General features: G+C 67.1%; 13 protein-coding genes. 4 read left to right on the top strand and 9 right to left on the bottom strand.

Annotation, left to right across the window (positions count from 1 at the left end; genetic code table 11):
- Nucleotides 1–10: 10 nt before the first annotated feature.
- From AXYL_RS25000 to AXYL_RS25015, 4 genes are all read right to left on the bottom strand, one after another.
- A complete protein-coding gene (locus AXYL_RS25000) occupies nt 11–799 on the bottom strand; it encodes an ABC transporter substrate-binding protein (RefSeq protein WP_013395661.1) in 789 nt (262 codons plus the stop codon).
- Between the two features lie 42 nt (nt 800–841).
- The gene (locus AXYL_RS25005) at nt 842–1,750 is read right to left on the bottom strand and encodes an arginase family protein (protein ID WP_041656097.1); all 909 of its coding nucleotides are present in this window, start codon (nt 1,748–1,750) and stop codon (nt 842–844) included.
- 275 nt (nt 1,751–2,025) lie between these two features.
- On the bottom strand, nt 2,026–2,892 hold the full coding sequence (locus AXYL_RS25010) for an IclR family transcriptional regulator (protein ID WP_013395663.1): 867 nt from the start codon (nt 2,890–2,892) through the stop codon (nt 2,026–2,028).
- Nucleotides 2,893–3,012: 120 nt separating this feature from the next.
- Nucleotides 3,013–4,035, bottom strand: a complete 1,023-nt coding sequence (locus AXYL_RS25015; protein WP_013395664.1) for an amino acid ABC transporter substrate-binding protein — start codon at nt 4,033–4,035, stop codon at nt 3,013–3,015.
- Nucleotides 4,036–4,369: 334 nt separating this feature from the next.
- Here AXYL_RS25015 and AXYL_RS25020 point away from each other — a divergent pair, with 334 nt between their 5' ends.
- The 4 genes from AXYL_RS25020 to AXYL_RS25035 are packed head-to-tail and all read left to right on the top strand — an operon-like array spanning nt 4,370 to nt 7,560.
- The gene (locus tag AXYL_RS25020; protein ID WP_013395665.1) at nt 4,370–5,368 is read left to right on the top strand and encodes a Bug family tripartite tricarboxylate transporter substrate binding protein; all 999 of its coding nucleotides are present in this window, start codon (nt 4,370–4,372) and stop codon (nt 5,366–5,368) included.
- Nucleotides 5,369–5,383: 15 nt separating this feature from the next.
- Nucleotides 5,384–6,064 carry a 3-oxoacid CoA-transferase subunit A gene (locus AXYL_RS25025; RefSeq protein WP_013395666.1) on the top strand — a complete coding sequence of 227 codons (681 nt, stop codon included), beginning with the start codon at nt 5,384–5,386 and terminating at the stop codon, nt 6,062–6,064.
- A 27-nt stretch (nt 6,065–6,091) separates the two neighbouring features.
- Nucleotides 6,092–6,733, top strand: a complete 642-nt coding sequence (locus AXYL_RS25030; protein ID WP_013395667.1) for a 3-oxoacid CoA-transferase subunit B — start codon at nt 6,092–6,094, stop codon at nt 6,731–6,733.
- Nucleotides 6,733–7,560, top strand: coding sequence for an IclR family transcriptional regulator C-terminal domain-containing protein (locus AXYL_RS25035; RefSeq protein WP_013395668.1), 828 nt, complete (start codon nt 6,733–6,735; stop codon nt 7,558–7,560). Before AXYL_RS25030 ends, AXYL_RS25035 begins: the two co-directional genes overlap by 1 nt.
- Nucleotides 7,561–7,570: 10 nt before the next feature.
- Here AXYL_RS25035 and AXYL_RS25040 read toward each other — a convergent pair whose 3' ends face one another.
- From AXYL_RS25040 to AXYL_RS35160, 5 genes are all read right to left on the bottom strand, one after another.
- Entirely contained in the window at nt 7,571–8,623 is a 1,053-nt protein-coding gene (locus AXYL_RS25040; protein ID WP_013395669.1) for an L-threonylcarbamoyladenylate synthase, read from the bottom strand.
- A 14-nt stretch (nt 8,624–8,637) separates the two neighbouring features.
- Nucleotides 8,638–9,828 carry a 5-(carboxyamino)imidazole ribonucleotide synthase gene (locus AXYL_RS25045; protein WP_013395670.1) on the bottom strand — a complete coding sequence of 397 codons (1,191 nt, stop codon included), beginning with the start codon at nt 9,826–9,828 and terminating at the stop codon, nt 8,638–8,640.
- A 5-nt stretch (nt 9,829–9,833) separates the two neighbouring features.
- A complete protein-coding gene (purE, locus tag AXYL_RS25050) occupies nt 9,834–10,355 on the bottom strand; it encodes a 5-(carboxyamino)imidazole ribonucleotide mutase (protein WP_013395671.1) in 522 nt (173 codons plus the stop codon).
- Nucleotides 10,356–10,455: 100 nt separating this feature from the next.
- Nucleotides 10,456–11,028, bottom strand: coding sequence for a disulfide bond formation protein B (locus AXYL_RS25055; protein ID WP_013395672.1), 573 nt, complete (start codon nt 11,026–11,028; stop codon nt 10,456–10,458).
- A gap of 10 nt (nt 11,029–11,038) precedes the next feature.
- Nucleotides 11,039–11,197 (bottom strand): DUF5993 family protein, encoded by a 159-nt coding sequence (locus AXYL_RS35160; protein ID WP_013395673.1) that lies wholly within the window; start codon nt 11,195–11,197, stop codon nt 11,039–11,041.
- Nucleotides 11,198–11,236: the final 39 nt, after the last annotated feature.

Below are 11,236 nucleotides of genomic sequence, written 5' to 3' on the forward strand. Positions count from 1 at the left end.
CGGTGCGGCGTTACTTGCTCATCAGGTCGGCCACGCCCCACTTCTGCCCGATGGCGGCGAGCTCGCCGTTCTGCTTCATCTGCGCCAGTGCGCTGTTGACGGCCTCCAGCAGCGCGGCATTGCCCTTCTGCACCGCCATGCCCACCTGCCACTTGCGCTGCGGCTGGTAGCCCGTATCCAGCTTCACGCCCGGGATGTTCTTGGTCTTGATCTGGTAGATGATGCTGGGCGGATCCACGATGCCCAGGTCGATGCGGCCGGCGCGCACATCGGCCAGCAGCGTGGAGTAGTCCTGGTAAGTGGATACCTTGGTGCCGGGCATGTCCTTGATCATGTTGAACTGCACCGAGTCCACCAGCACGCCGACGCGCTGGCCTTTCATGTCCTCGAACTTGGCGTACTTTTTGTCGGCCTTGTCGCTGACCACGATGCCCTCGCCCCATTCATAGACCGGCGCCGAGAAATCGATGGCGCGGGCGCGTTCCTCGGTGATGAAGAGCGGCGCGGACATGACGTCGGCGCGGCCCGAGGTCAGCGTGGGAATCAAGCCGGAGAACGGCACATCGGATAGCTTGTCCGACACCTTGAGGTGCTTGGCCACGCCTGCGGCTACGTCCACCATGATGCCCTCCAGCTGGTTCGACTTCGGATTCTTGAAGCCGTGCGGCGGTGCGGATGCCGTGGTGACCACGTTCAGGCTCTGGTCCGCGCGGACCTCGTCCAGCGTGCGCGCCTGCGCGCCGGCATGGACCAGCAGGCTGGCAGCGGCCAGGCTCAACAGGATGGATTTGAGTTTCATCGTTTTCCCCTTGAATGAAGTTATCGGCGTGGCGGACCCGGCTCAGGCCGGACGCCCTTGCGGATACTGCTGCACCGCTACCGCCGCCAGCGCGCAGAATTCCTGCATGACGGTGGCGGCCAGGAAGGCCGTGGCTCCCTGCACGTCTTGCGGCGGCGACACGGTGTTGACGTCGAACGCCACGAAGTTCAGGCCCGCGAGCTGGCGCAGCAACGCCAACCCTTCCTTGGCCGTCAGTCCGCCCCACTCCGGCGTGCACACGCCCGGCGCGCAGGAGGGATCGAAGATGTCCATGTCGAAGCACAGGTACACCGGACGCTGGCCGATGCGCTGCTTGATCTGTTCCAGCGCGCCCTTCTGGTCCTGATCGAAATCGTCGTAAGGCAGGATCGTGTACCCGACCTCGCGCCCGAACTCCAATACGCCCGGCATGAAGGAACTGCCGCGCGTGCCGACGTGGAAGCTGGACGCCACGTCCAGCAGCCCCTCTTCGGCGGCGCGCGTGAACGTGGTGGCCGTGTTGTAGCCAGGAATGGGGTAGGTGTCGGTGTGCGAATCGAAATGCAGCACCACGAAATCCGGATGGCGGCGCGCCACGGCGCGCAGCTGCGGCAAGGTGACCGCGCCGTCGCCCCCCATGGAAATGGGAATGGCGCCCGAATCCAGGATGGCGCCGATGCCGGCCTCGATCAGCGGATAGGATGCGTCCGGATCGCCCGGATGGCAGGCCACGTTGCCCACATCGATGGCGCGCAGGAACTCCGGCGGGTTATCGATGCCGTGGCGCCGGAAGATGTCGATGGGCCGCAACAGCCTGGATTGCTCGCGGATCGCGTCCGGCCCCTGGCGCGAGCCGACCCGGAACGGATGCGTGCCGCAATCAAAGGGAATGCCCACCACGCAGGCCCGCGCCGCGCCCGAGCCGGCGGCGCGAACGGAAGGCAGGCCCATGAACCCGGCGACGGGATGAAAACAGACTTCGGCTGGCTGCTGCACAACTCGGCTCCTGTGTGACGACGCGTACCCAAGATCACTCGGGATCATTATTTAGATTCGATCAAATCGCTGTGCGATATGATCGTGTCGAAATAAGATTAGCGCGCATACAAGCACCCGGCCAATTAGGGATTTTCCCCTAATCGGCATTTTTATATCCGACTAATTTAGTATGAATAAAACGCTCAGCGCATCCGCGCGCAGGCGCTGGCGCGGGGCTTGGGCAGGACTTAGGCGTCGTCGCTGGCGAACGGCATGGCGTCGCGCAAGGCGCCGCCCGGCGGCTCCATTTCGTAGTAGGGACGCGACCGTCCCAGCGTGCGCGACGCGCTGATGGCGTGCGCCGTTTCCACCACTTGCGGGCCGAACACCGCCTGCGCCTGCTCGAACGACCAGCGGCTGGACGGAACCGACACGTTGACCGCCCCTATCGGCGTGCCGCCCGCATCCAGCACCGCGGCGCTGACCGTGATGTCCCCCGGATAGAACTCGCCGTTGGAGCGTGCATAGCCGTGGCGCCGCGCGAACTCCAGCTCGGACAGGAGCGCGTCCATATCCGTGATGGTGGCCGCCGTATAGGACTTACGGTCGCAGCGCTCCAGGAGGCCGCGCGCGACCACGGGATCCAGCCTGGCCAGCACCGCCCTGCCCGCCGCCGTGCAATACAGCGGCAGCCGCATGCCGACCGGCATGTTCACGAACATTTCCTTGTGGGTGGCAAAGCGCGCCACGTAGACCATGTCCAGGCCATCGGGCTCGGCCAGGCTGCAGGTTTCCTGGCTGTTGCGGTTGAGCGTATGCAGGAAAGGATTGCCGCCCAGCACCAGCGGGCTGGTCTGCACATACTTCATGCCCAGTTCCAACGACCAGGGCCCCAGCGAGAACTTCTTGCTCAGGGGATCCTTGCGCAGGTAGCCCAAGGTCCACAGGGTATGGGTGAAGCGCTGCACCGAACTCTTGCTCAGGCCCGTCGCTTCCGCCAATTCCGGCAGGGTCATGGCCGGCTGCCCCTCGCTGAAGGCCCGCAGGACGGAGACGCCGCGTGCCAGCGCGGCGATGAACAATGGGGAATCCTCGGCGTTTCGGGTCTGCGTCATGGCGCGTGGGGCGTCCAGTGGAAAGCGCATAGCGTACCGCATTACGGTGCGAACGTATCGCGTGGCGATGCCATAAAAAAACGGCCCGGAATACCGGGCCGTCTTGACGGGGCGCGAACCTTAACGGATCGGCCACGGATACATGGCGCCGCCCTTGTTCCACAGCGCGTTGGTGCCGCGTTGCAGGCCAAGCTTGCTGTCCTTGCCCACGTTGCGCTCGAACACTTCGCTGTAGTTGCCCACCGCCTTGATGGCGTTGTAGGCCCACTTTTCATCCAGCCCCATGTTCTTGCCCGCGCCCGGCGTCACGCCCAGGATGCGCGCAATATTGGGGTTGTTGCTCTTGAGCATTTCATCCACGTTCTTCTGCGTGATGCCGTATTCCTCGGCTTCCATCAGCGCGAACAGCGTCCAGCGCACGATGCCCAGCCAGTTCTCGTCGCCTTGGCGCACCATGGGGCCCAGCGGCTCCTTGGAGAAGCGCTCCGGCAGGATCTCGTAGTCGTCCGGCTTGGCGACCTGCGTGGCCCGCACCGCGGCCAGTTGCGAGGAATCGTCGGTGAAAGCGTCGCAGCGGCCCGACTCGAAGGCGCGCACGACCTCGGTCACCTTGTCGATCACCACCGGCTTGAACTCGATGTTGTTGGTGCGGAACCAGTCGGCCAGGTTGAGTTCGGTAGTGGTGCCCGGCTGCACGCAGACCGTGGCGCCGTTGAGCTCCTTGGCGCTTTTGACGCCCAGCTTCTTGTTCACCAGGATGCCCTGGCCGTCGTAGAAGCTGGCGGCCACCGCCGCCAGGCCCAGCGAGGTGTCGCGGGTCTGCGTCAAGGTGACGGTGCGCAGCAGCACGTCCACTTCGCCCGATTGCAGCGCCGTGAAGCGTTGCTGCGTGGACAGCGGCGTGCCCTTGAATTTGGTCGGATCACCGAACACGGCCGCCGCAACCGCGCGGCAGATGTCCACGTCCATGCCTTCCCATTCGCCCTTGCTGTTGGTGGCCGAAAAGCCGGATACGCCGTCGGTCAGGCCGCATTGCACGAATCCTTTTTTCTTCACGGCATCGAGGGTGGGCCCTGCCACCGCTGCCTGGGATGCGCAGGCCAGGGCAAGAGCGCTGGCTGCAAACAAGATGGAACGCTTCATGGTCGCTACTCCTGAGAGGGATGCCGCGCCGGCTTGTAAGCCGGCTGCGTTTGAAACCGAGCCCTGCCTTACTGGGCCGGCCGCCAGATTAAGCCATGTCCACGGCGTGAACAACGCAACGGCGCCTAGTGGAAACCCGGAGAACAGGCCGCTGTTCCAGAAGGTTGCCGAGCTGTCCGGTGAACGAACTTTATCCGTCCGCCGGGCCGCGATCGGCGCTTGCCTTGGTGCCATACTTTTTTCGCGTCCCGGGCCCGCCGCTGCCGGCGCCGCGATCTCTCAAAAATAACGGCCGCGCTTCCGATAGCGGCCGATTCATGGAGGAGACCAACCCATGCCCCATGCAAGCACCTTGCAGTCCCGCCGCAGCACCCTCAAGACCCTGCTGGGCACGGCCCTGGCGGCCGCAGGCCTGGCCGCCGGCGCCGTCCATGCGGCCGATGATTGGCCCAGCAAGCCCATCAAGGTCATCGTGCCGTACACGCCCGGCGGCTCGACCGACATCGTTACCCGCATCGTGATGGACAAGCTCGGCCCGCGCTTGAAGCAGACCATCATCATCGAAAACCGCCCCGGCGCCAACAGCAGCGTGGGCTCGGCCATCGCCGCCAAGGCGGAGGCGGATGGCTACACCTTTCTTTCCATCCTTCCGGCCTACATCATCAATTTCCATCTGTACAAGCTGGGCTACAAGCCGGCCGACCTGACGCCGGTGGTGCAGATGGCCGACCTGCCCCTGTTCCTGTTCGTGGCGGAAGAAATTCCGGTGAAGACGGTGGCCGAGCTGGTCGACTATGCGCGCAAGAATCCGGACAAGCTCACCTATGCCTCCAGCGGCAACGGTTCCAGCGCGCACCTGACCGGCGCCGACTTCGCGCTGCAAAGCAAGATCACGATGACGCACGTGGCCTACAAGGGCAGCGCGCCCATCCTGGCCGACCTGCTGGGCGGCAGGGTCTCGATGGTGTTCGACCCCATTCTCGTGCCCATGCAATACGTCAAGCAGAACCGGCTGAAGGCGCTGGCGTTCACCGGCAAGCAACGCTGGCCCACCGAACCCTCGATCCCGACCATGGAGGAAGCCGGCCTACCCGGTTTCGTCACCGGGTCCTGGGCCGGACTGATGGCGCCGGCCGGCACGCCCGCGCCCATCATCGAACGCATGGCGCGCGAGATCAGCGAAATCGTCAAGGAACCCGACGTCAAGCAGAAGTTCCTGGACGCGGGCTTCCTGCCGGCCAGCGGCACCACCGCGCAATTCGCGGAACTGATGAAGACGGACTCGACGCGCTACGCCGGGATCATCAAGCAGGCGCGCATCACCGTGGACTGAACGCGGAGCCCCACCATGATCGACAAGTTCTACGACACGCCCGAGTCCGCCGTCGCGGACATCCACGACGGCGCCACCGTGCTGATCAGCGGCTTCGGCGGCGCCGGCATGCCCACGGAACTGATCCACGCCCTGATCGCGCAGGGCGCGCGCGATCTCACCGTGGTCAGCAACAACGCTGGCAACCACGAGACCGGCCTGGCCGCGCTGATCAAGGCCGGGCGCGTGCGCAAGGTGGTCTGCTCGTTTCCCAAGGCCTCGCACTCCTGGGTCTTCGACGAGCTCTACCGCCAGGGCCGCATCGAACTGGAATGCGTGCCGCAAGGCACCATCGCCGAACGCCTGCGGGCGGCCGGCGCCGGCCTGGGCGGGTTCTATACGCCCACGGCCTACGGCACCGAACTGGCGCGCGGCAAGGAGACGCGCATGATCGACGGCCGCGGCCATGTCTTCGAGCTTCCCCTGCATGGCGACTTCGCGCTGGTGAAGGCCGATCTGGGCGACCGCTGGGGCAACCTCACCTACAACAAGAGCGCGCGCAACTTCGGCCCCGTCATGTGCATGGCGGCCAAGACCGCCATCGTGCAGGTACGCGCCAAGGTTGCGCTGGGCGAGCTCTCGCCCGAGGCGGTGGTGACGCCGGGCATCTTCGTCCAGCGCGTCACCCAGGTGGCCAACGCCGCCTTCTCCAGCTAGGACCCGTTCACACCAGAAGGAATCCGCATGTTCCAACCCCTGACCCGCGAGGCCATGGCGCGCCGCCTGGCCCAGGACATCCCCGACGGCAGCTACGTGAATCTGGGCATCGGCATGCCCGTGCTGGTGGCCGCGCACCTGCCCGCCGGCCGCGAGATCGTGCTGCACAGCGAAAACGGCATCCTGGGCATGGGACCGCCGCCCGCCGACGCCGATATCAACCTGGACTTGATCAACGCCGGCAAGCAGCCCGTGACCCTGCTCGCCGGCGGCGCCTACTTCCATCACGCGGATTCGTTCGCGATGATGCGCGGCGGCCACCTGGACATCTGCGTCATGGGCGGCATGCAGGTCGCCGCCAACGGCGACCTGGCCAACTGGTCGCTGGCCAAGCCGGGCGAGGCGCCGGCCGTGGGCGGCGCGATGGACCTGGCAGTGGGCGCGCGCAGCGTCTACATCATGATGGAACACAACAGCAAGAGCGGCGAACCCAAGATCGTCGAGCGCTGCACCTATCCGCTGACGGGCGCCGGCGTGGTGGACCGCATCTATACCGACCTGGCCGTGATCGAGGTCACGCCGGACGGGCTGCTGGTTCGGGATATGATCGACGGCATGACCCTCTCAGCCCTCCAGGCGCGCACCGGCGCGCCATTGCGCGCAGCCTGATGCGGCCCAATCTTCCCCCGCCCGGCTATGCCGCGCCGCTCGCGGCGGAAGATCATCCCGACCAGTTGCGCGGCGATCCGGACTACATGTTGACGCTGGCGCGCGGCCTGCATGTGATACGCGCCTTCGGCACCCGCCGCCATCCGCAGACCGCGGCCGAACTGAGCCGCCGCGCCGGCCTGCCGCGCGCCGTGGTGCAGCGCTGCCTGCACACCCTGATCCTGCTGGGCATCGCCGAGCAGCACGGCAGGCTCTATGTGCTGACCCCGCGCATCCTGGGCCTGGGCTACGCCTACTTCTCGTCCACGCCCTTCGTCTCGCTGGCGCAGCCGGTGCTGGAAGAGCTCAGCGCCACCATCAACGAGACCTGCGCCCTGGCCATCATGGAAGGCCACGAAATGCTGTATCTGGCGCGGTCAGAAGTCACGCGCCTGCTGGCCACCTCGATGGGGCTGGGCAGCAGGCTGCCGGCTTATTGCACGTCCATCGGGCGGGTGCTGCTGGCGCAGCTGCCGGAACCGGCGCTGGCGCGCTATTTCGCCGCGACCGAGCTGCAGCCATACACGGAATTCACCATCATCTCCGAAGACGGGCTGCGCGCGGAACTTGCCCGCATCCGCGAGCAGGACTATGCGGTCGTCGACCAGGAACTGGAACTGAATGTGCGCGCCATTTCCGTGGCCGTGCGCTCGGCCAGCGGCAAGGCCTGCGGCGCGGTCAACGTCAGCGTCAAGGCGGCGCGGGTGCCGCTGAACCGGCTGACGGAGGAGTTCCTGCCGCCGTTGCGGCAGGCGGTGGAGCGGATCGGGGAGTTTCTGGCGGCGTGAGGCGCAAGCCTCACAGATCCGTCGTATCCAGCGTGAAGGCAGCGGCGGCGCGACCGATTCGGTCGTTGACGGCGTGCCAGTCGTCGGTGGCGGGCGGCGCCTGCACGATGATGCGGGCATAGCCCTGCTGGTCCAGGTCGCGCAGCAGGCCGTAGAGCGCCTGCGCATAGCGCGCCGGATCGGCGGGCACGGCTTGCCATTGCACCCGGGCATCGAGCGCAGCGGGACGATCGCCGTAGGCGACCACCACCACCTTGCCCTCTGGCAGGCCCTGCCCCTGCACCACGTCGCGCAGACGGGCGTCGGTGGCCAGCTCGAGCGCCGTGCGTGGCGCGTAGTGCGCCTTCAGCGTGCCCGAGGCGCGCGGCGCGGCCGCGTCGGGCGCGAACACCTGCACGCCCAGCACGGCTTCGATCTGCGCGGCGCTGATGTGGCCGGGACGCAGCAGCACGGGGCCGGCGCCGCGGTCCAGGCGCGACAGATCCAGGATGGTGGATTCAATGCCGACTTCCGAAGCGCCGCCCTCCAGCACCGGCATGCCGGCCGCGACTTCCTCGGGGAACTCGCTGCGCACGTGCTCGGCGCGCGTCGGCGACACCTGGCCGAACTTATTGGCCGAAGGCGCCGCGACCCCGCCCTGCCCGTTGGGCTTGCCGGCGGCAAAGGCCGCCAACAACGCCTGGGCCACGGGATGCGAGGGGCAGCGGATGCCGATGCTGTCCTGGCCGCCGCTGACCGTGTCGACGATGTGCGGCGCGCGCTTGAGGATCAGCGTGAGCGGACCGGGCCAGAAGGCGTCGATCAGCAGGCGCGCCTCTTGCGGCACTTCCGCCGCCCAGTACGACAGGTCGCCTTGCGGCGCGATGTGCACGATGACGGGATGGTTGGACGGCCGGCCCTTGGCGGCGTAGATCTTGGCGACTGCCTGCGGGTTCTCCGCGTCCGCACCCAGGCCGTAGACGGTCTCGGTGGGGAAGGCGGCCAGTTCGCCGTCCAGCATGCGCTGCGCGGCTTGGGCGATCTCTGCGGCGCTGGCGGAAGCGGTCGGGGGCAAGGAAGTCATGGAGTCGCCACGCTTTACTCGGGAGCCTGCATGCCCAGCGCCGCCGCCACGCGGGCGGCGTCGTCGCGGGCCTGCTGCAGGGTGGGCGCCACGATCGTGATGTGGCCCATCTTGCGGCCGCGGCGCGCTTCGCGCTTGCCGTACAGGTGCAGTTTGGCCGTAGGCACGGCCAGCGCGGCAGCCCAGTCGGGCTCGCGTTGCGCGGTGGCGGTGGCCGACGGATACCAGATGTCGCCCAGGATGTTCAGCATGACGGCAGGCGCCAGCAGGTCGGAACCGCCCAGAGGCAGGCCGGCCATGGCGCGCGCCTGCTGTTCGAACTGGCTCGTCAGGCAGGCATCCATGGTGTAGTGGCCGCTGTTGTGCGGACGCGGCGCGATCTCGTTGACGATCAGGCTACCGTCCTTGAGCACGAAGAATTCCACGCACAGCACGCCGTGATAGCCCAGACCCTGGGCGATGGCTTGCGCGGCCTGCGTGGCGCGGGCCTGCCGTTCGGCGTGGGCCGCGTCCTGCTGCACGGGTGCGGCGGTCGACACCGCCAGGATGCCGTCGCGGTGCACGTTGCGCGCCACGGGAAACACCACGCTCGCGCCGTCGAAGCCGCGCGCCAGCACCACCGAGATTTCGTAGTCCAGCGGCATCAGCGCTTCCAGCACGCAAGCCACGCCGCCGAATTCGGCGAAGGCGGCCAGCGCTTCCTCGCGCGTGCCGATGCGGGCCTGGCCCTTGCCGTCATAGCCCAGGCGGGCGACTTTCAGGATGCCGGGAAACAGGTCTTGCGGCGCGGCACGCAGGTCGGCTTCGCTGCGGATGGCGGCGTGCGGCGCAACAGTGATGCCCTGCGAGGCGATGAAGGTCTTTTCGGCGATGCGGTCCTGCACGATGGCCACGGCATCTCCGGCCGGGCTGACGCGGCAGCGCGTGGCCAGCGTGCGCAGGCTGTCCGCGGGCACGTTCTCGAATTCGGTGGTCACGGCCTGACAGGTCTGCGCCAGGCGCTCGAGCCCGGCCTCGTCGTCGTAGGCCGCCTGGATATGCAGGTCGGCCACCATGCCCGCCGGGCATTCCGCGGCCGGATCCAGCACCGCGACCCTGTAGCCCAGGCTCTGGGCCGCGTGGCAGAACATGCGGCCCAGTTGGCCGCCGCCCAGCAATCCCAGCCAGCCGCCGGGAGCAATCATGAAAGCAGTCGATTGAGTCATTCTGATCAGGCCTCGGGCGGAACCTTCATGTCGCGCGCGGCTTGCGTCTGGCGGGCGCGGAACGCCACCAGCTTCTTGTGCAAGCCGGCATCCGTGCCCGCCAGGGTGGCGATCAGGTGCAACGCCGCATTGGCGGCGCCGGCTTCGCCGATCGCGAACGTGGCCACGGGCACGCCCTTGGGCATTTGCACGATGGACAGCAGCGAATCCTCGCCACGCAGGTACTTGGACGGGACCGGCACGCCGAACACCGGCACTTCGGTCAGCGCCGCCATCATGCCCGGCAGGTGCGCCGCGCCGCCGGCGCCGGCGATGATGCCGCGCAGGCCGCGCGCATGCGCCTCGGCGCCATACTCGGCCATGTCCTGCGGCATGCGGTGCGCGGAGATCACGCGGGCCTCGTGGGGCACGCCGAAGTCCTCCAGCATGGTGACCGCGTGCTTCATGACCTCCCAATCGCTGGAAGAACCCATAATCACGCCCACCACGGGGGTGGCCTCTGCCGCTGCGGAAGTCTTGGCTGTCATAACCGGTGTCGTAGAAGACCGCGGCGCAGGGCCGCGGAGAGTCAAAGGACCGCGGACGGATGCCGCGAAACCCGGTATTTTACCCGGCGCTGGCGCCGGGCTATGTGGCGGAGGGGGAATTCAGCCACTGGTAGCTGGTGGGGTTGTCCGGGCAAGGCCCGAAACCGCATTCCAGCGTGGTGCTGCCGACGTTGGCCAGCGCCATCAGGAAAAACAGGGCCATGACCAGCACGCCCAGCACCGATACCGGCTTGCGCAGCATGTTGTCGCCCCACTTGCGGTCGACCGCCAGCATCACCGTGCAAAACACGATGATGGCGATGAAGGCAATGAACGCCCAGGTGTAGAAGTGCAGGCCGAGCAGCGGCGAACCGTAGCCCGGATCGCCAGGAGCAATGTGCAGCAGCACCTGCCGGCCCGAGGCCAGCAGGCCGCCCAGCGCGCCCGCAATGCTCATTGCGTAGTGCAGCGGCGACGGACCCAGGCGCATATTCAACAGAAAGCCCATGCCGGCCAGCATCAGCGCCACGCGCTGCAACAGGCATAGCGGGCAAGGCAACTCGTCGTAGGCGATCTGCCAGAAGAAGGCCATGCCCAGGGCGCCGGTAATGCCCAGCAGCGCCAGGCCGTTGAGGATGCGCGAGCCGCGCGCGGGATTGCGGGAGAAGATCATCGCCCCGCCCTCAGAACGACAAGGCCAGCGGGCTGGTCATGTGGTACTGGCACCAGGCGGCGAACAGCGCCAGCGTCAGCAGCCAGAAGGTCACGCAGGGGCGGCGCCTGCCCAGCATGCCGAACCACACCGCGATCAGGCCAGTCAGGAAAGGCAACATCATTACCATGCTGGGAGCTCCTTTCTGGGGAACGTCCCCATGCAAGCA

It is taken from the genome of Achromobacter xylosoxidans A8 (assembly GCF_000165835.1).
Taxonomy (GTDB): Bacteria; Pseudomonadota; Gammaproteobacteria; order Burkholderiales; family Burkholderiaceae_B; genus Achromobacter; species Achromobacter xylosoxidans_B.